The sequence below is a fragment of the Staphylococcus condimenti genome, assembly GCF_001618885.1.
GTDB lineage: Bacteria > Bacillota > Bacilli > Staphylococcales > Staphylococcaceae > Staphylococcus > Staphylococcus condimenti.
Map to the genome: position 1 here is coordinate 2,456,880 of NZ_CP015114.1, position 20,646 is coordinate 2,477,525.

General features: G+C 37.9%; 15 protein-coding genes, 6 tRNA genes and 3 rRNA genes. 20 read left to right on the top strand and 4 right to left on the bottom strand.

Features of this window, described 5'->3' with window-relative positions; genetic code table 11:
- Positions 1-97 precede the first annotated feature (97 nt).
- Positions 98-1,195: a low temperature requirement protein A gene (locus A4G25_RS11750; RefSeq protein WP_047130817.1), complete on the top strand. Its 1,098-nt coding sequence runs from the start codon at positions 98-100 to the stop codon at positions 1,193-1,195.
- Between the two features lie 56 nt (positions 1,196-1,251).
- Here A4G25_RS11750 and A4G25_RS11755 read toward each other — a convergent pair whose 3' ends face one another.
- Positions 1,252-1,509 carry a SunI/YnzG family protein gene (locus tag A4G25_RS11755; protein ID WP_047130816.1) on the bottom strand — a complete coding sequence of 86 codons (258 nt, stop codon included), beginning with the start codon at positions 1,507-1,509 and terminating at the stop codon, positions 1,252-1,254.
- A gap of 190 nt (positions 1,510-1,699) precedes the next feature.
- Here A4G25_RS11755 and A4G25_RS11760 point away from each other — a divergent pair, with 190 nt between their 5' ends.
- The 19 genes from A4G25_RS11760 (at position 1,700) to glmM (ending at position 18,275) form a co-directional block, all read left to right on the top strand.
- Positions 1,700-2,215, top strand: a complete 516-nt coding sequence (locus tag A4G25_RS11760) for a metal-dependent hydrolase (RefSeq protein ID WP_047130815.1) — start codon at positions 1,700-1,702, stop codon at positions 2,213-2,215.
- A gap of 203 nt (positions 2,216-2,418) precedes the next feature.
- Positions 2,419-3,612, top strand: coding sequence for a UTP--glucose-1-phosphate uridylyltransferase (locus tag A4G25_RS11765; RefSeq protein ID WP_047130814.1), 1,194 nt, complete (start codon positions 2,419-2,421; stop codon positions 3,610-3,612).
- A gap of 20 nt (positions 3,613-3,632) precedes the next feature.
- The gene (gene trhA / locus A4G25_RS11770; protein WP_047130813.1) at positions 3,633-4,316 is read left to right on the top strand and encodes a PAQR family membrane homeostasis protein TrhA; all 684 of its coding nucleotides are present in this window, start codon (positions 3,633-3,635) and stop codon (positions 4,314-4,316) included.
- A 119-nt stretch (positions 4,317-4,435) separates the two neighbouring features.
- Complete coding sequence (sdrM, locus tag A4G25_RS11775; RefSeq protein WP_047130812.1) at positions 4,436-5,773, top strand: multidrug efflux MFS transporter SdrM; 1,338 nt, start codon at positions 4,436-4,438, stop codon at positions 5,771-5,773.
- 102 nt (positions 5,774-5,875) lie between these two features.
- Positions 5,876-6,343: a SepA family multidrug efflux transporter gene (locus tag A4G25_RS11780; RefSeq protein ID WP_047130811.1), complete on the top strand. Its 468-nt coding sequence runs from the start codon at positions 5,876-5,878 to the stop codon at positions 6,341-6,343.
- Positions 6,344-6,422: 79 nt separating this feature from the next.
- On the top strand, positions 6,423-7,871 hold the full coding sequence (locus A4G25_RS11785) for an MDR family MFS transporter (protein WP_047130810.1): 1,449 nt from the start codon (positions 6,423-6,425) through the stop codon (positions 7,869-7,871).
- 166 nt (positions 7,872-8,037) lie between these two features.
- Positions 8,038-9,105, top strand: a complete 1,068-nt coding sequence (locus tag A4G25_RS11790; protein WP_047130809.1) for a P-loop NTPase — start codon at positions 8,038-8,040, stop codon at positions 9,103-9,105.
- A gap of 437 nt (positions 9,106-9,542) precedes the next feature.
- Positions 9,543-11,094 (top strand): 16S ribosomal RNA (locus tag A4G25_RS11795).
- Positions 11,095-11,338: 244 nt separating this feature from the next.
- Positions 11,339-14,264, top strand: a 23S ribosomal RNA gene (locus A4G25_RS11800).
- A gap of 70 nt (positions 14,265-14,334) precedes the next feature.
- Positions 14,335-14,449, top strand: a 5S ribosomal RNA gene (rrf, locus tag A4G25_RS11805).
- The 16S, 23S and 5S rRNA genes sit together here with 6 tRNA genes alongside, the layout of an rRNA operon.
- An 11-nt stretch (positions 14,450-14,460) precedes the next feature.
- Positions 14,461-14,535: transfer RNA gene (locus tag A4G25_RS11810), tRNA-Asn, on the top strand.
- Positions 14,536-14,538: 3 nt separating this feature from the next.
- Positions 14,539-14,610 (top strand) — tRNA-Glu (locus tag A4G25_RS11815).
- Positions 14,611-14,620: 10 nt separating this feature from the next.
- Positions 14,621-14,696: transfer RNA gene (locus A4G25_RS11820), tRNA-Val, on the top strand.
- A 23-nt stretch (positions 14,697-14,719) separates the two neighbouring features.
- A tRNA-Tyr gene (locus A4G25_RS11825) sits at positions 14,720-14,803 on the top strand.
- Between the two features lie 7 nt (positions 14,804-14,810).
- Positions 14,811-14,885: transfer RNA gene (locus A4G25_RS11830), tRNA-Gln, on the top strand.
- Positions 14,886-14,888: 3 nt separating this feature from the next.
- Positions 14,889-14,961: transfer RNA gene (locus A4G25_RS11835), tRNA-Lys, on the top strand.
- Between the two features lie 188 nt (positions 14,962-15,149).
- A complete protein-coding gene (cdaA, locus tag A4G25_RS11840) occupies positions 15,150-15,956 on the top strand; it encodes a diadenylate cyclase CdaA (RefSeq protein WP_047132297.1) in 807 nt (268 codons plus the stop codon).
- A 1-nt stretch (position 15,957) separates the two neighbouring features.
- Positions 15,958-16,890 (top strand): CdaR family protein, encoded by a 933-nt coding sequence (locus A4G25_RS11845; protein WP_047132298.1) that lies wholly within the window; start codon positions 15,958-15,960, stop codon positions 16,888-16,890.
- Positions 16,891-16,919: 29 nt separating this feature from the next.
- Positions 16,920-18,275, top strand: coding sequence for a phosphoglucosamine mutase (glmM, locus tag A4G25_RS11850; RefSeq protein WP_047132299.1), 1,356 nt, complete (start codon positions 16,920-16,922; stop codon positions 18,273-18,275).
- 47 nt (positions 18,276-18,322) lie between these two features.
- On the opposite strand, the gene A4G25_RS11855 is transcribed toward glmM, so the two are convergent.
- From A4G25_RS11855 to A4G25_RS11865, 3 genes are all read right to left on the bottom strand, one after another.
- Positions 18,323-18,994, bottom strand: a complete 672-nt coding sequence (locus A4G25_RS11855) for an MgtC/SapB family protein (RefSeq protein WP_047132300.1) — start codon at positions 18,992-18,994, stop codon at positions 18,323-18,325.
- Between the two features lie 108 nt (positions 18,995-19,102).
- The gene (locus A4G25_RS11860; RefSeq protein WP_047132301.1) at positions 19,103-20,206 is read right to left on the bottom strand and encodes a mannitol-1-phosphate 5-dehydrogenase; all 1,104 of its coding nucleotides are present in this window, start codon (positions 20,204-20,206) and stop codon (positions 19,103-19,105) included.
- Positions 20,206-20,640, bottom strand: coding sequence for a PTS mannitol transporter subunit IIA (locus tag A4G25_RS11865; protein ID WP_047132302.1), 435 nt, complete (start codon positions 20,638-20,640; stop codon positions 20,206-20,208). The genes A4G25_RS11860 and A4G25_RS11865 overlap by 1 nt, the downstream gene beginning before the upstream one ends.
- Between the last annotated feature and the right edge of the window lie 6 nt (positions 20,641-20,646).

A 20,646-nucleotide genomic window follows, 5' to 3' on the forward strand; every position in this document is an offset into this window, starting at 1 on the left:
AGTAAAAAGCATACATAGTTCAGAAAAGTGTTTGTTGAAAAATTATTAGTGGTAAAAATTACAAAGTATGTGAAATGAAAAAGGAAAGGGGGAAATAATGGAGAAAAAAGAAGTCAGCATGGCTGAATTATTTTTCGATTTAGTATTTGTGTATGTTTTGTCTACTATCAATCAAACTGTTCAACATGTTTCTCAATCATTAGTAAGTTTTGAAAGTTTAGGAAAAAACTTAGTACTATTTTTAGTATTTTATTCGATTTGGGTTTATCATACATTGCTGATTAACCGTTTCTTTGAGCAAAAATGGTATCAATATGTATTCCTTTTTACAGATATGTTTTTAATTTTATGTCTATCTAAAGCTATTAATAGTAATTTCCAAGAAACATTTACTCCTTTTGCATCGATAACGGGTTGTATCTACGTGAGTTTAATGGTGCAATATTTCTTGAATCATATGTTGATTAGACATCGTCTCAGCAATCGTCTGATCTGTGTCTACTTAATCGGTCTAGGCTTAACTATTATATTTTTCATTTTAGGACTGGTATTGCCTAAAAACATTAATTTCTGGTTCTTTCTCATTGGGATTATTATTGCTGTATCAAATCCAGGCGTTTGTTGGAGGGCATCTCAACAAAATCCTGTATTTTTCTCCCATTTAACTGAACGATTGAGTTTATTCATGATTATATTATTTGGAGAAGGAATTGTTCAAATTGTACCAACGATTAAACTTTCTAATTTTAATGTATTAGATATTGTATATTTCATCCTCATTGTGAGTATGTTTATCATCTACTCATTTCATTATAAAGGCAGTCTGGATCAAGAAAAAACAGATGATTCAGGCTTAATAACAATTTATATACATTTATTTATAATCTATGCTACTAATATAGTTTTCTTGATTATGCATAAAGCATTATCGGCAAATCCTTTAAGTAATGACGAACAGATTGGTTATACCTTAGCATTTTGCTTATTCTTATTCGGCATATTCATTGATACAATCCTACACCGAGATATTGATAAAGGGAAAAAAGTATATGTAGGTATTATTTTAGTAGCGACAATTCTAGGATTAGTGATTACAAATATTCATATAATTACGATTGTAGAAATTTCAGCTATACTTTTATTATGTGGAATGTATTATGGTGAGAATAAGAACATTTTAAATAAATATTTATAATAAGTTAAAAAAGAAGCGGCCACATATTTTTTGTGATCGCTTCGTTATTACTTCATTTATTTCGTTAACTCGTTATATACTTTTTTATCGTTAAATGTGTAAATGATGTATTCGTGGTCGTCAGTATCAATAATAACGCGGTTTGTTTTACCGAATGTTGAACCGATTCTTGAAACTTCTTTGCCTTCTTCTGGAACTGCGTGAAGATCTTGGTCTTCTCTAACGCTTTTAATGCTGTCTGTAGGAATTTTGATATTTGCAACTCTCCATTGAATTCTCACTTCATTATTATCTTTTTTAACTGTCATTGCCATAGTTAGAACACATCCTTTTGAAATATTGTAAATTCATCATACACTATTTAGAAAACGTTTTCAACAAATGTGAGATACTTTTTTGGATATATGTCATACTAATGAAAAAAGGCGAACAGAAACACCGAAAATATGTTCGTTTTTATGTGCGTTTTGTGGTAAAATATTAAAATCAGAAGGGAGAATTAAGATGACAGGAAAAACGCACATCTCATGCGGGTTTTTAATTGGCACACTCGCAGTTAATTATTATCATCCAGATATATTCACATCTATCACAACTGTTGTCTTAGCGGTTGCTGGAAGTATGCTGCCAGATATTTGCCACACTCAAAGTAAAATCGGTCGCAGGTTTAAAATTTTAAGTTGGCTTGTTCGTATTTTGTTCGGACATAGAACTTTTACACATTCGTTGTTGTTTACATTATTGATAGCAATACTACTCAAAACAATACATACACCAGAAGTTTATTTTACAGCTTTCATAGGTGGTATGGCCTCACACATTATTTTGGATATGCTGACTCCTCGAGGGGTTAAGTTGTTATATCCATTACCATTATCTGTCAAACTCCCGATTCAATTTAAAACTGGTGGAATGGTAGATTTATCTTTAGCTACTGCATTTACATTTGGTGGTACCTATGTTATATTTCGCGAGGTTATTAATCAATGGTTGAATCAATTTATTACGTTGCCGTTTTAATGGTCTATATCAATCAAAAATAGGGTATATATTACCTTTGAATCGGCACTTTACATTTACACAGAGTTAATGTTCATTTCTAAGTGTAATTAAGCCGAATTGATTAATATATGATATAATTTTAGAATATTGAGAGTAACGACAATCATTGGAATTTTGAATGCTTGTTAATCGCGGAGAATTTAAGGAGAGGTAACATTAACATGTTGGATAAGAACAAATTAGAGAAAAATAATCAACAGCACTTACTAGAATATGAAAAATTAATGAGTTCGAATGAAAAAGAAAATATTGCTGCTAAGTTAGAATCTTTAGATTTATCTGCTATTCAAGATATGTATCAATCGCTTTATGTTGAGAAATCACAAAATAAAAATAAAGAAGCGGAAGAAGCAACAGAAGTTAAATATAAAGTACGTAAAGATTATACAGAAGAAGAACTTAATGCTTTTCATGAAACTGGCATAAATGCGATTAAAGAAGGTCAATTTGCCGTAGTATTAATGGCAGGAGGCCAAGGGACACGTTTAGGTTATGACGGCCCGAAAGGTTCGTTTGAAATTGAAGGTGTGAGTCTTTTTGAATTACAAGCAAGACAGTTGATTCAACTTGCTGAAGAAGCAGGTCGCAAAGTGGATTGGTATATCATGGCGAGTGATATCAATGATGAAGCGACACGTCAATTCTTTGCAGAACATGATTATTTCGGCTATGATTCTGATTTCGTTCATTTTTTCAAACAACAAAACATTGTTGCTTTAAATGAAGGAGGCGGTATTGTTTTAGCTGATAATGGTGAAGTGATGGAAACGCCGAATGGAAATGGCGGTGTATTCAAAGCTTTAGATGAACAAGGTTACTTAGAAAAAATGGAACAAGATGGTGTTAAATTTATCTTTATGAATAATATTGATAATGTGTTGGCACGTGTCTTAGATCCAGTATTTGCTGGTTTTACAGTAGAGTTCAACCGAGACATCAGCTCTAAAACAATCGAACCTAAACAAGGTGAAAGTGTCGGCCGCTTAGTTAATATCAATTGTAAAGACGGTGTGCTTGAGTATTCTGAGTTGGATGAAAAAGAAGCAGATGCTTTCCATAATGCGAATATTGGGATCCATGCATTTAAATTGGCTTTCATTCAATCAGCAGTAGATAGAGAATTACCATATCATTTAGCAGTGAAACAGTTAGCACAGCTTGATGAAGATTTTGATGTTGTGACAAAACCGACATTAAAATTTGAGTTGTTCTATTTTGATATTTTTAAATACGCAACAAGTTTTATTACATTGCAAGTTCCAAGAGAAGAAGAATTCTCACCACTTAAAAACCGTGAAGGAAAAGATAGTGTTGAAACTGCAACAGAGGATTTGAAACGTAGAAATCTTATTTAACAGCAAAGGTGGAGTCATTATTGAAACAGGCTTCAAACACGGAAAAGGAAAGTACATTGAGTCGATTTAAAGATATTATTCCGTTATCTTTTGGTGAAGAAATCGGAAATGCTGCTTCTCATGGCGCAGCAGCATTTGTGACATTAATTGCCTTACCCTACGCAGCAGTCCATAGTTATAATCAAGGCGGCACTCTGTCATCAGTAAGTGTCTCTATATATGTAATCAGTATCTTTTTAATGTTACTGTCTTCTACTGTTTACCATGTTATGCAAAACAATTCTTCTCATAAATATATTATGAGAATTGTGGATCACAGTATGATATACATTGCGATAGCTGGAACATATACGCCAGTATCTTTAGTATTAGTCGGCGGTTGGTTCGGCTGGATTATTATGGTGTTATTGTGGGGTATCACGATTTGGGGCATTTTATATAAGGCAATTGCCGAGAAGGTCAATCCTAAGTTAAGTTTATTCATGTATTTAATTATGGGTTGGGTCGGAATTATTTATATCCCTATTATATGGAAAGAAGCTTCATGGCAATTTATGATGTTTATTTTGCTAGGCGGCATTGCATATACAATTGGCGCATGGTTCTATGCGCAAAAAAATAGACCTTATTTTCATATGATTTGGCATATTTTTATTGTGATTGCTTCATTGTGTCACTTTGTAGGTATTTTATATTATATGTAGTGATAAGCATGAGAGGATGAAATGTTAAATAACAAATTCAATTTGTTATTTAACCATTTCAACCTCTTTCTTATTGTGAACATGTTGGAAAAGAGTTTGAGAAAAGAGGAATAAGAATTATGAAGTTGAAGTCTATTGGTGTAGTGACTGCTCTTGTATTAATCATGTTTATGTCTGCAATTGAAACATCGATTATTTCATTAGCATTACCGACCATTAAGAATGATTTGAATGTAACCGCATCGATTTCGCTCGTGTTTTCTGTTTATTTTATAGCACTTGTGATTGTAAATCCTTTAGTAGGAGAATTATTATCGCGTTTTAAACTGATATATGTAACATTGACTGGATTGCTGTTATTTACAATAGGAAGTTTGTTTTCAGGATTAAGTACAACATTTACATTATTGATTATCTCGCGTTTTGTTCAAGGACTAGGCGCAGGGATTATGATGGTGTTGAGTCAAATAGTACCTAAACTCGCATTTGAAATCCCCTTAAGATATAAAATTATGGGTATTGTCGGAAGTGTTTGGGGCATTTCAAGTATAATCGGTCCGTTACTAGGCGGAGGAATTTTAGAATTTGCAACATGGCATTGGTTGTTCTTTATTAATATTCCGATTGCAATTGTGGCAGGTACTTTAGCTTTTATTACATTTCATTTTGATGAAGATAAAGTTGAAAATGAAGAACCGTTCGATAGTAAAGGACTTTCTTATTTTTATCTAACATTAATCTTTATTATTGGGGCAGTCACAACTCCGATTCCACTATGGTTGAAAATCATTGCTTTAATCATCGGAGCGGCATTAGCTTATAAACTCTTTAAAGTGGAAAAGAAAATGCGTATTCCATTTTTACCAGTAGCTGAATTTAACCGCACAATTACATTAGTATTCGTAACTGATTTTATTTATGCTATGATGCTGATGGGTTATAACCTATATATGCCGATTTATTTACAAGAAGAATTAGGATTATCACCACTTCAAAGTGGTTTTGTTGTCTTTCCGATTTCAGTAGCATGGTTGCTGATTAATTTCAATCTGCATCGTATTGAAGCAAATATTACAAGAAAAACATTGTACATTGGTGCATTTACCTCTTTATTAGTATGCAGTATATTAATCTTTGCCACACATGCAGCACCTGTCTTATTAGCATTTACTTTATTACTTGCCGGCGCAAGTTTTGGTGTAGTTTATACAAAAGACAGTGTGATTGTACAAGAAGAAACATCTCCGCATGAAATGAAACGCATGATGTCGTTTTACTCTTTATCTAAGAATCTTGGTAATTCAATTGGATCTACAATAATGGGCGGCATTTATGCTTTGCCATTTGTAATCGGCGGTGCGCGTATTTTGAATAATGTAACATTGATTATTATATTTATCGTTATTTTATTTATACTCTGGATTGCACTTTATAAAAATCAAACATCTAAAGTTTAGTAAATATCCCGCTTTGAAGCGGGATATTTTTAATTTAATGCATAATAGTGAATGTGTTATGATACATTTGTAAAATTACGATAAGAAATGAGGTGAGGAGGCTTGAAATTTTTTAAATTCAATTTTTTCAATCTTATATCGACCTTAATTGTAATCTTTGTATTTGTGATTTCAGGAACAGTATTCCTCACACTTTTAGGATTTGTATTATATGGCCTCAGCAGATTGCTTATTTTCTGGCATCTGGGGTATTTTGGTTATAATAAAGGTTTTTATCAAAATCTATTATATTATGGTAGTTATATTGTACTTGGCTATTTTACGATGTTTACCGTTGAATACTTAATGGATTACTTTAAGAAGAAGTTGCCGCAAAGTCCTTATTTCCATGGAGAAATCTTTCATCTGATTTCCTATTCTGTGACAACAGTAATGTTTTTCTTCATAGTGCATATTCATTACACTTATATCAATATAGATTATTGGGTGATTATGCTTATTATGGCTTTCTTATATGTATGTAAGGAAGTATTTTACCCAGATAGCGAAAATCTGAACAGAAATAAGTGACCTCCGCAAGCAATTAGTTTGCTTTGCTAACCTTTATTGTTGCATCATAACAAAGGTAAGTATAAAAAGGAGTGTTTAGATGTCCGAACAGGTCATATCAAAGCATCGACGTAATATAATCGTTTCAGTCATGATATTAAGTGGTTTTATTTCTATTTTAAACCAAACTTTGCTTAATACTGCTTTGCCAGCAATTATGCGGGGGCTCCATGTCGGAGAAAACACAGCGCAATGGCTGGTAACAGGTTTTATGCTCGTTAATGGTGTTATGATTCCGTTAACAGCGTATTTAATGGATAAAGTAAGAACGCGTCCGTTGTATCTTTTTTCTATGGGGATATTCTTACTAGGTACGATTATAGCAGCAATCGCACCTAACTTCGGAATTCTGATGACGGCGCGTGTTATCCAAGCAATTGGTGCTGGAATTATCATGCCGTTAATGCAATTTACTTTATTCTCATTATTCCCGAAAGACAGACGGGGCTTTGCAATGGGCTTAGCTGGTTTAGTTATCTCATTTGCTCCAGCAATTGGTCCTACGTTATCTGGTTTGATTATCGATATCAGTAGTTGGCGTGTACCTTTCATTGCAGTAGCGGTTATCGCAGCAGCAGGATTCATATTCGGGGCAACGAGTATTTCAGACTATAATGAGCCAAAAGATATTACATTAGATAAATTATCAGTTGTATATTCAACACTTGGTTTCGGTGTGATTCTCTATGCATTTAGTAACGCTGGATCATCAGGTTTCACAAGTTGGATGTTTTATGTACCGCTGTTATTAGGTTTAATCGTAGTTGGAATATTTATTAAACGTCAATTGACAATTTCTAACCCTATATTAAATTTAAGAGTGTTTAAAAATAAAACATTCACTCTGACAACTATATGTTCAATGATTGTAATGACATCAATGATAGGTCCAGCCTTATTGATCCCAATGTATGTTCAAAATGCGATGGGCTTATCTGCGTTATTATCTGGTGTGGTTATTTTACCAGGCGCAATTATAAATGGAGCAATGTCTATTTATACGGGTAAAGCTTATGATAAATACGGTGTCAGACCTTTAATTATAATTGGGTTTTCTTCATTGATTGTATTGACTGGGGTTTTAGCGTTTTTAAAAGTAGATACACCATATTGGTTGCTTGTTGTTGTGTATGCTTTAAGAATGTTATCAGTTTCCATATTGACAATGCCTTTGAACACAGCAGGTGTTAACGCATTGCCTAACAAAGATATATCACATGGTACAGCAATTATGAACTTTGCTAGAATGATGGCTTCGTCTATTGGTACAGCATTAATGGTCGCATTGATGACTACTGGTGCTAAAGTATTTGCACCAAAACCCCATGAAGCTGCTTCTAAAGAATTACTGCAAAGAGAAGCGGTTGCTAGAGGTGTAGATTTATCATTTGGTGTAATAACATTGTTAGTGATTATTGGTTTAATTATAGGATTATTTGTTAGAGATAAAGAAAAAGGAAGTAAGGCACCAAATGTACGTGAAATTTGAATAAGTAATTAAATTACCAGTAAAGACAGCTTTTTGGGTGTTTTTACTGGTTTTTTGTAAATAATGCGCAGATTTAAGAGGAATGATTGTCTCATTCGTTACCACTTATACATTAAGTTTGTTAAAATAAAGAAAGTAAATACTAATATATTTGGGGTGACAAGCTTTGTTAACAGTTGAACAAGTCAACAAATTAGTTGGAAATCTAAAAGATCCTATTTTAGATGTACCGCTTAAAGATACAGGTGGTATTGTAAATATCACAATAAAAGAAGAAATCGAACATGCCAGTGTTAAAGTTGCAATAGCTAAATTAGGTGGGAAACCACAATTAGACTTGCAAATGGCAATCGTACAAACATTAAAAGATAATGGCGCAAATACAGTAGGTATTCGTTTTGAAGAATTGAATCCAGAAACTGTAGCTAAATTTACAGGTGAAGATCCTAATGCTGAGCCTCAAACAATTGAAGGATTGCTTTCAAAAGATAATCCGGTTGAATTTATTGCAATTGCTTCTGGTAAAGGCGGCGTTGGTAAATCAACAGTTGCTGTCAATTTAGCAGTTGCACTGGCAAGAGAAGGTAAAAAAGTTGGACTGATTGATGCTGATATTTATGGTTTCAGTGTTCCAGATATGATGGGAATCGATACTAAACCAGGTATAGAAGGAAAATCAGTTAAACCAGTTGAACGCCATGGGGTAAAAGTAATGTCTATGGCATTCTTTGTTGAAGAAAACGCACCAGTTATTTGGCGTGGACCAATGCTAGGTAAAATGCTTACTAACTTCTTTACTGATGTTAAATGGGGAGGATTAGATTACTTATTATTAGATTTACCTCCAGGTACAGGTGATGTTGCATTAGATGTACATACAATGCTACCTTCAAGTAAAGAAATTATTGTGACAACTCCGCATCCGACAGCAGCTTTTGTAGCAGCTCGTGCGGGCGCTATGGCTAAGCATACAGAACATTCAATTTTAGGTGTTATTGAAAATATGTCTTACTTTGAAAGTAAGGAAACAGGAAATAAAGAGTACGTATTTGGTAAAGATGGAGGTAAAAAGTTAGCAGACGAACTTAATTCTGAACTATTAGGTCAATTGCCGCTAGCGCAACCAACATGGGATCCAAAAGATTTTTCACCATCGATTTATCAACCTACGGATAAATTAGGTGAAATATACCAAGAAATGGCGCAAAAGATTATCACTAAAACAATGAAATAGTCATTCAAGCAAAAAAACGCATGTTTTTTAAAAAAATATGCGTTTTTCTCTTGCATTTTTTTATAATCCTGATAGAATATATCTTTGTGAGCGAGAGATAGCAAATTATTTCAAAGCTTACAAAAAACATCTGAAAATAGTTGTTGACTTAACAACTTATCGATGATATACTTATAAAGTCGCTGAAAAAAATAAAGCGAAAACAAAGAGTGTAAAATTGACTCTTGATTAAATGAAGAAAATATTTTAAAATTGTAAAAGTAATGTTAATTAGTTATTGACTTCTTCGAAAAGAAGTGTTATAATAAATAACGTTACTGAAAAAATGAACATTGAAAACTGAATGACAATATGTCAACGTTAATTCCAAATTAACAAACGTCTTAGACGTTTTAAAACAAATTAGTTTTTATGAGCTAGTCAAACAAATCATAACTTTTATGGAGAGTTTGATCCTGGCTCAGGATGAACGCTGGCGGCGTGCCTAATACATGCAAGTCGAGCGAACAGACGAGGAGCTTGCTCCTCTGACGTTAGCGGCGGACGGGTGAGTAACACGTGGGTAACCTACCTATAAGACTGGAATAACTCCGGGAAACCGGGGCTAATGCCGGATAATATGCAGAACCGCATGGTTCTGCAATGAAAGACGGTTTTGCTGTCACTTATAGATGGACCCGCGCCGTATTAGCTAGTTGGTAAGGTAACGGCTTACCAAGGCAACGATACGTAGCCGACCTGAGAGGGTGATCGGCCACACTGGAACTGAGACACGGTCCAGACTCCTACGGGAGGCAGCAGTAGGGAATCTTCCGCAATGGGCGAAAGCCTGACGGAGCAACGCCGCGTGAGTGATGAAGGTCTTCGGATCGTAAAACTCTGTTATTAGGGAAGAACAAGTGCGTAGGTAACTATGCGCACCTTGACGGTACCTAATCAGAAAGCCACGGCTAACTACGTGCCAGCAGCCGCGGTAATACGTAGGTGGCAAGCGTTATCCGGAATTATTGGGCGTAAAGCGCGCGTAGGCGGTTTTTTAAGTCTGATGTGAAAGCCCACGGCTCAACCGTGGAGGGTCATTGGAAACTGGAAAACTTGAGTGCAGAAGAGGAAAGTGGAATTCCATGTGTAGCGGTGAAATGCGCAGAGATATGGAGGAACACCAGTGGCGAAGGCGACTTTCTGGTCTGCAACTGACGCTGATGTGCGAAAGCGTGGGGATCAAACAGGATTAGATACCCTGGTAGTCCACGCCGTAAACGATGAGTGCTAAGTGTTAGGGGGTTTCCGCCCCTTAGTGCTGCAGCTAACGCATTAAGCACTCCGCCTGGGGAGTACGGCCGCAAGGCTGAAACTCAAAGGAATTGACGGGGACCCGCACAAGCGGTGGAGCATGTGGTTTAATTCGAAGCAACGCGAAGAACCTTACCAAATCTTGACATCCTTTGACCGCTCTAGAGATAGAGTCTTCCCCTTCGGGGGACAAAGTGACAGGTGGTGCATGGTTGTCGTCAGCTCGTGTCGTGAGATGTTGGGTTAAGTCCCGCAACGAGCGCAACCCTTAAGCTTAGTTGCCAGCATTAAGTTGGGCACTCTAAGTTGACTGCCGGTGACAAACCGGAGGAAGGTGGGGATGACGTCAAATCATCATGCCCCTTATGATTTGGGCTACACACGTGCTACAATGGACAGTACAAAGGGCAGCGAAACCGCGAGGTCAAGCAAATCCCATAAAGCTGTTCTCAGTTCGGATTGTAGTCTGCAACTCGACTACATGAAGCTGGAATCGCTAGTAATCGTAGATCAGCATGCTACGGTGAATACGTTCCCGGGTCTTGTACACACCGCCCGTCACACCACGAGAGTTCGTAACACCCGAAGCCGGTGGAGTAACCTTTTAGGAGCTAGCCGTCGAAGGTGGGACGAATGATTGGGGTGAAGTCGTAACAAGGTAGCCGTATCGGAAGGTGCGGCTGGATCACCTCCTTTCTAAGGATATATACGGAACAGTTTCAACAGAAACTGACGGATTAACATTGACATATTGTATTCAGTTTTGAATGCTCATACGAGTATTCATGATTGTACATTGAAAACTAGATAAGTAAGTAATAAATAGATTTTACCAAGCAAAACCGAGTGAATTAGAGTTTTAAAGCTTTATTCATTTAAATGAATCGCTAGTAATCAATTTGCCGACGGCAAAGAAGATTACTCACATAATTAATAACGTGATTAAGTTATTAAGGGCGCACGGTGGATGCCTTGGCACTAGAAGCTGATGAAGGACGTTACTAACGACGATATGCTTTGGGTAGCTGTAAGTAAGCGTTGATCCAGAGATTTCCGAATGGGGGAACCCAGCACAAATTATGTTGTGTTATCGACATGTGAATACATAGCATGTCTGAAGGCAGACGCGGAGAACTGAAACATCTTAGTACCCGCAGGAAGAGAAAGAAAACTCGATTCCCTGAGTAGCGGCGAGCGAAACGGGAAGAGCCCAAACCAATGAGCTTGCTCATTGGGGTTGTAGGACACTCTGCATGGAGTTACAAAAGAATCGATTAGACGAACCGTACTGGAAAGTTGGACCAGAGAAGGTAAAAGTCCTGTAGTCGAAAGTCGATTCTCTCCTGAGTGGATCCTGAGTACGACGGAGCACGTGGAATTCCGTCGGAATCCGGGAGGACCATCTCCCAAGGCTAAATACTCTCTAGTGACCGATAGTGAACCAGTACCGTGAGGGAAAGGTGAAAAGTACCCCGGAAGGGGGAGTGAAAGAGAACTTGAAACCGTGTGCTTACAAGTAGTCAGAGCCCGTTAATGGGTGATGGCGTGCCTTTTGTAGAATGAACCGGCGAGTTACGATCTGATGCAAGGTTAAGCAGCGAATGCGGAGCCGCAGCGAAAGCGAGTCTGAACAGGGCGTTGAGTATTTGGTCGTAGACCCGAAACCAGGTGATCTACCCTTGGTCAGGTTGAAGTTCAGGTAACACTGAATGGAGGACCGAACCGACTTACGTTGAAAAGTGAGCGGATGAACTGAGGGTAGCGGAGAAATTCCAATCGAACCTGGAGATAGCTGGTTCTCTCCGAAATAGCTTTAGGGCTAGCCTCAAGTGATGATTGTTGGAGGTAGAGCACTGTTTGGACGAGGGGCCCTTCTCGGGTTACCGAATTCAGACAAACTCCGAATGCCAATCAATTTAACTTGGGAGTCAGAACGTGGGTGATAAGGTCCATGTTCGAAAGGGAAACAGCCCAGACCACCAGCTAAGGTCCCAAAATATATGTTAAGTGGCAAAGGATGTGGTATTGCCCAGACAACTAGGATGTTGGCTTAGAAGCAGCCATCATTTAAAGAGTGCGTAATAGCTCACTAGTCGAGTGACACTGCGCCGAAAATGTACCGGGGCTAAACATATTACCGAAGCTGTGGACTGTCCTTCGGACAGTGGTAGGAGAGCGTTCTAAGGGCGTCGAAGCATGATCGCAAGGACATGTGGAGCGCTTAGAAGTGAGAATGCCGGTGTGAGTAGCGAAAGATGGGTGAGAATCCCATCCACCGATTGACTAAGGTTTCCAGAGGAAGGCTCGTCCGCTCTGGGTTAGTCGGGTCCTAAGCCGAGGCCGACAGGCGTAGGCGATGGATAACAGGTTGATATTCCTGTACCGCCAATGATCGTTTTAAGCGATGGGGGGACACAGTAGGATAGGCGAAGCGTGCTGTTGGAGTGCACGTCCAAGCAGTAAGACTGAATGGTAGGCAAATCCGCCATTCTCAAGGTCAAGCTGTGATGGGGAGAGGAAACATGTTTTCCTCGAGTCGTTGATTTCACACTGTCGAGAAAAGCCTCTAGCTAGAGATTTGGCGCCCGTACCGCAAACCGACACAGGTAGTCAAGATGAGAATTCTAAGGTGAGCGAGAGAACTCTCGTTAAGGAACTCGGCAAAATGACCCCGTAACTTCGGGAGAAGGGGTGCTCTTTAGGGTTCACGCTCTGAAGAGCCGCAGTGAATAGGCCCAAGCGACTGTTTATCAAAAACACAGGTCTCTGCTAAACCGTAAGGTGATGTATAGGGGCTGACGCCTGCCCGGTGCTGGAAGGTTAAGAGGAGTGGTTAGCTTCTGCGAAGCTACGAATCGAAGCCCCAGTAAACGGCGGCCGTAACTATAACGGTCCTAAGGTAGCGAAATTCCTTGTCGGGTAAGTTCCGACCCGCACGAAAGGCGTAATGATTTGGGCACTGTCTCAACGAGAGACTCGGTGAAATCATAGTACCTGTGAAGATGCAGGTTACCCGCGACAGGACGGAAAGACCCCGTGGAGCTTTACTGTAGCCTGATATTGAAATTCGGCACAGCTTGTACAGGATAGGTAGGAGCCTTAGAAACGTGAGCGCCAGCTTACGTGGAGGCGTTGGTGGGATACTACCCTAGCTGTGTTGGATTTCTAACCCGCGCCATTAATCATGGCGGGAGACAGTGTCAGGCGGGCAGTTTGACTGGGGCGGTCGCCTCCTAAAGTGTAACGGAGGCGCTCAAAGGTTCCCTCAGAATGGTTGGAAATCATTCATAGAGTGTAAAGGCATAAGGGAGCTTGACTGCGAGACCTACAAGTCGAGCAGGGTCGAAAGACGGACTTAGTGATCCGGTGGTTCCGCATGGAAGGGCCATCGCTCAACGGATAAAAGCTACCCCGGGGATAACAGGCTTATCTCCCCCAAGAGTTCACATCGACGGGGAGGTTTGGCACCTCGATGTCGGCTCATCGCATCCTGGGGCTGTAGTCGGTCCCAAGGGTTGGGCTGTTCGCCCATTAAAGCGGTACGCGAGCTGGGTTCAGAACGTCGTGAGACAGTTCGGTCCCTATCCGTCGTGGGCGCAGGAAGTTTGAGAGGAGCTGTCCTTAGTACGAGAGGACCGGGATGGACATACCTCTGGTGTACCAGTTGTCGTGCCAACGGCATAGCTGGGTAGCTATGTATGGACGGGATAAGTGCTGAAAGCATCTAAGCATGAAGCCCCCCTCAAGATGAGACTTCCCAACTTCGGTTATAAGATCCCTCAAAGATGATGAGGTTAATAGGTTCGGGGTGGAAGCATAGCGATATGTGGAGCTGACGAATACTAATCGATCGAAGACTTAATCCAATTTCAAGTTTTGACTGGTTGAATTGATAATTACTTACTATCTAGTTTTGAATGTATAATCATTCTATTGTCTGGTGACAATGGCAAAGAGGTCACACCTGTTCCCATGCCGAACACAGTAGTTAAGCTCTTTAGCGCCGATGGTAGTCGGACTTACGTTCCGCAAGAGTAGGACGTTGCCAGGCAATTATATTATTCCACAGTAGCTCAGTGGTAGAGCTATCGGCTGTTAACCGATCGGTCGTAGGTTCGAGTCCTACCTGTGGAGCCATATGGCCCCGTGGTCAAGCGGTTAAGACACCGCCCTTTCACGGCGGTAACACGGGTTCGAGTCCCGTCGGGGTCATTTACATATTGGAGAATTAGCTCAGCTGGGAGAGCATCTGCCTTACAAGCAGAGGGTCGGCGGTTCGAACCCGTCATTCTCCACCATCTTAATGAACTGAATATTTGCTGGAGGGGTAGCGAAGTGGCTAAACGCGGCGGACTGTAAATCCGCTCCTTCGGGTTCGGCAGTTCGAATCTGCCCCCCTCCACCATCTTTAATGGGCTATAGCCAAGCGGTAAGGCAACGGACTTTGACTCCGTCACTCACTGGTTCGAATCCAGTTAGCCCAGCCATTAGAGCCATTAGCTCAGTTGGTAGAGCATCTGACTTTTAATCAGAGGGTCAGAGGTTCGAATCCTCTATGGCTCACTCTTAGCACTCTTTTAAGAGTGCTTTTTTTATGCGCTTTTTTAAATTAGTGAAAGATATTATTTAAATAAATATGTAGTTTCATTCAAGGATACTACTACTTTTATGATATAATTTGTGTGTATGACGGCTATTTATCAATAAGATAAAATGGTTATCATTGTAATTAGGTTACCGGAGGAGATGCTATGAATTTTGGCAGCTTTTTTGAAAATTTTAACACGGTAAAGTTAATAACAAGTGTATTAGACTTAGTTATCGTATGGTATGTTATTTACCTTCTAATCACTGTATTTAAAGGTACAAAAGCAATTCAACTCCTCAAAGGAATCATTGTGATTGTAATTGGCCGTTGGGTGAGTGCTGCCTTGGATTTAACAACAACAGCTCGCTTATTTGATATGGTTATTCAATGGGGGTTCTTGGCAATTATCGTAATCTTCCAACCTGAAATTCGACGCGCTTTAGAGCAGCTGGGTAGAGGTAATCTATTCAAACGTTATACTGACAGCTCTTCAGCTGATCAACAAAAAATGATTAAAGCTGTATCAGGTGCTGTACAGTATATGGCTAAAAGACGTATTGGAGCCTTAATTGTTTTTGAAAAGAAAACAGGGTTGCAAGATTACATTGAAACCGGTATTCCAATGGATTCAGATATTTCACAAGAACTTTTAACAAATGTGTTTATACCGAACACTCCATTACATGACGGTGCGATGATTATTCAAGGTACTAAGATTGCAAGTGCTGCTTGCTACCTGCCGCTTTCTGACAGCTCAAAAATATCTAAAAGCTTAGGTACAAGACACCGAGCGGCTGTAGGTATTTCAGAAGTATCAGATGCATTTACTGCGGTTGTGTCTGAAGAAACCGGCTCAATTTCTATTACATTTGACGGTAAATTGAGAAAAGATATTTCATTGGAAGTCTTCGAAGAACTTTTAGCTGAACATTGGTTTGATACAAGACTTCAAAAGAAAGGTGTGAATTAAAATGTTTGAGAGCAAATGGGGATTACGTTTTGTTGCATTTGTCTTAGCATTAGCCTTCTTTTTAACAGTGAACAATGTTTTCGGAAACATTTTTAGTTCTTCAGCTTTAACGCAAAGCACAACACGTACAATACAAAATGTTCCTGTAGAAGCTACATATAATAGTAAAGAATTGTACGCATCAGGTATACCTGATAATGTTGATGTCCAATTAAAAGGCTCACAATCTAAAGTATTAAGAGCTGAACAGTCTGATGATATCAAAGTCGAACTTGATTTGACTAAAACTAAACTAGGCAAACATAAAGTGGACTATGTTATTAAAGGACTTGATAAAGATGTAGAAGGGACAGTCAACCCCAAACAAGCTAATATCACTCTAGAGAAAAAAGTTACGAAAGAATTGACAGTTCAACCAGATGTGAGTAATAAAGATATCAATTCAGATTATCAGATTGCAAATCAATCTGTTTCACCGCAAAAAGTAAAAATAATCGGCGGTGAACATCAAGTTGATAATATTGCTTATTTAAAAGCAACGTTTAAAGATGCTTCAAACATCAGCCAAGATACTACTGATGCTGGGGAAATAGTAGCTTTTGATAAAAACTTGAATAAAATTGATGTTATTACTAAACCGAGCAGTGTTAATATTACTGTGGAATTAAAACCTTACAGTAAAAAAGTGGACATTAAGAAAAAAGTAATTGGCAAAGCCAATTCTAAAATTAAAGCAGATGATATTGATTTATCAAAACAACAAATTGAAATATTTGGAAATAGAGAAGACTTAAATAGTATTAGTGAAATTACAGGAGAAATTGATCTTTCAGATTTTGATAATTCAGATGAAGCACCTGTAAAATTAACAGTACCTGAAAAAGTAACTAATACTGATCCAAGTGATATTAAAGCATATTTATCAAATCACTAAATTTTAAGCATTTAAAGGAGAATTTTGAAATGGGCAAATATTTTGGGACTGATGGTGTAAGAGGTGTAGCAAATAAAGAACTTACACCAGAACTTGCATTCAAACTAGGCAGATATGGAGGATATGTTTTAGCACACAATGAAGATAAAAAACATCCTCAAGTACTAGTAGGACGTGACACTCGAGTTTCAGGCGAAATGTTAGAATCAGCACTAATTGCAGGATTGATATCTATCGGAGCTGAAGTTATGAGATTAGGTGTTATTTCTACACCAGGCGTTGCTTATCTCACAAAAGAAATGGATGCAGAATTAGGTGTAATGATTTCTGCTTCACATAACCCAGTTGCTGATAATGGTATTAAATTCTTTGGTTCAGATGGATTTAAATTATCTGATGATCAAGAAAATGAAATTGAAGCGTTACTTGATGAAGAAAATCCTGATTTACCTCGTCCAGTAGGTAATGAAATTGTGCATTATTCAGATTATTTCGAAGGTGCTCAGAAGTATTTAAGCTATATTAAATCAACAATTGATGTAAATTTAGATGGACTTAAAATTGCACTAGATGGTGCGAATGGTTCTACTTCACAACTTGCTCCGTTCTTATTTGGAGATTTGGAAGCAGATACAGAAGTAATCGGCTGCAGTCCAGATGGTTATAATATTAATGACGGTGTAGGATCTACACATCCTGAAGCTTTAGCGAAAACTGTTGTAGAAACAGAAAGTGATTTCGGTTTAGCTTTTGATGGAGATGGAGATCGTTTAATTGCAGTTGATGAAAAAGGTAACATTGTAGATGGCGACCAAATCATGTTTATTATTGGTCAAGAAATGGCTAAAAACCAAGAATTAAATGATAATATGATTGTTTCAACTGTAATGAGCAACTTGGGATTCTATAAAGCTTTAGAAGCTGAAGGAATTAAATCTAACAAAACTAAAGTTGGAGATCGTTATGTAGTGGAAGAAATGCGTAAAGGTAATTACAACCTTGGTGGTGAACAATCTGGTCATATTGTATTAATGGATTATAATACAACTGGTGATGGATTGCTTACAGGTGTTCAATTAGCTGCAGTTGTAAAACTAACTGGCAAATCATTAAGTGAACTTGCCGCACAAATGAAAAAATATCCTCAATCGCTCATTAACGTACGTGTCAGCGATAAACACGGTGTTACTGATAATGAAGATGTTAAAGCAGAGATGGATCGTGTTGAAGCTGATATGAACGGAGAAGGCCGTATCTTAGTTCGTCCATCAGGAACAGAACCTTTAGTGCGTGTGATGGTAGAAGCGGCTACTGATGAAAAAGCACAAAGCTACGCACAGCAGATTGCTGATGTTGTAGAAGATAAAATGGGTTTGGATAAATAAAATAATGTTTAAAAAACGGGCTGGATACATTGGTGTCCAGTCCGTTTTTATCTTACCATTTTGATTTCATCATGTTGTATCAAGTCTTCTAATAAGTTATTGTGATCAAAAGCACGCTTGATTGAAACTTTGCCCATCACATTCATTGTAATTGTTTCTTTATCAATTTTTAGAATTTGAATGTGTATATTTTTCACATGATGATATAAGAAAATTTTGGCGATTTTATTTTGAATATCTTCAGAGTAATCGGCTTGAATATGTACTTTTATTGATTCGCTTAAGCGGATTGATTTAAACAGCATATCTTCTCTGAAAACATATTGAATTATCACAATTAAAATAGTAGAAACAATACCAATAAAATAAAGCCCTGATCCTAAAGCCATACCTATGCCTGAGGTAATCCAAATACCAGCAGCAGTAGTCAGACCATTCACATTCTGATTTCTTATTAATATTGTACCTGCGCCTATAAAACTAATGCCGCTGACGACTTGGGCGCCAATACGAGAAGGGTCTAAACTAATATTTGTTTCATGTAAGATATCATTAAAACCATATTTAGAAATAATTAGAAAAAGTGCAGAGGCTGCAGCAACTAAGATATGAGTTCTGATTCCTGCGGATTTAAGCCGAACAGTTCTTTCGTATCCAATTGTAGCACCACAGATAACAGCAACAAAAATGCGCAAGAACAAATCAAGTTGAAACATCATATTTAATTCTCCTTGTTCTGTCGTATCTATTTATTCTTATATACCACTAAATGAAAAAAATAGACTGGTAATTCACTATTAAAGAATGAATTACCAGTCTTATTCTAATTAAAGCTGATTATAAATCTTTTCGATTTCTTCAGCTAATTTTGTGTCGATTTGCGCATATTCTTTTAAAAATGCTTCAGCACCAAATTGTTGGATATATTTGTTCTTTTCAACAGTTTCAGCATCTTTATCATCTTGATATTTAAGCAAGAAAGCTGCTTCATGTGTTAATCCTTCATGTGTTAAACCATGTTGATAAAGAAAGTTTAATGGTTTAATAATTCGATCTTTTGGACCAATTTTACGTAATGTGCCACGACCCACACGTGTTAAGTCATCTGATAAATTAGGATTTTTAAAGCGGCTGATTATTTTTTCAACATAATCTGCTTGCTCTTGTTCAGAAAAACCAAACTCATTAATGATATATTGACTTGTTTCCTTTAAAACCTTGCGTAATCCGGATTCCACTTTTTCATCAGATATTGCATCTAATACTGTTTGATGACCATAATATTGTCCTGCATATGCGATATAAGCATGTCCTGTATTTACAGTCATTAATTTACGTTCAATGTACGGTGTTAAATCTTCAACATATTTAATGTGATCTAATTGGGGGCCATCCCAAGCATCAGCTTCAACAACCCATTCAAAAAATGGTTCAACTAGTACATCTAAAACATTATCGTGCGTTTGTTGCGGGACTATTCGGTCTACAGCAGAGTTTGCAAAATGAATATGCTCTGGAAGCGGACCTGTAATATCTAAAACCGCTTCTTTCAGAGTATCTGTAGCCATAATAGCATTTTCGCAAGCAACAACATTTACAGGTGTTTCTTTTTCTTTTAATGCAGGTGCAAGTGATTTTGCGATAATTGGAAGTAAGTTAACTCCTACAGCTGTTGTGATAATATCAGCTTCTAATAATGCTTGGTGAAGCTTTTCTGGATCTTGACCTGAGTTAATTGCATCGACACCTTTAATTGTTGATGTTGTACGTGCTTCATCAGCAAGAATGACGTCATATTGATGATCATGATTTAACGCGTCTACAATCGCACTATTGACATCTGAGAAGGTAACCTCTACATTATTATCTGAAAGAATTTGGCCGATGAAACCTCGTCCAATATTCCCAGCTCCGAAATGAACTGCTTTCATTATACGTCAGCCTCCTCAAAAACTGCTTTGATTTCTTCAGGAGATTTTGCATTCACTATACGGTCTACATTTTCTTCTTCGCTGAATGTAATCGCAATTTTAGATAATAAGTCTAAATGCTCACCGTCTTTACCTGCGATACCGACTACTACTTTAGCAACATCATCTCCCCATTGCACACCTTCAGGAATTTGTAAAAGTGTAAGACCAGATTGCAGTACAGCATTTTTAGCTTCGTCAGTACCGTGAGGGATAGCAAGTCCATTCCCCATAAATGTAGATACAACTGCTTCACGATCTTTCATTGCTTGAATATAATCTTCAGTAACTGCACCAGCATCTACAAGTGCTTGTCCTGCTTTTTCAATTGCTGCGTTTTGGTCCTCAAAAGATTGGTTTAAAAAGATGTTTTCATTACTGAATAATTCAGTCATAATCGA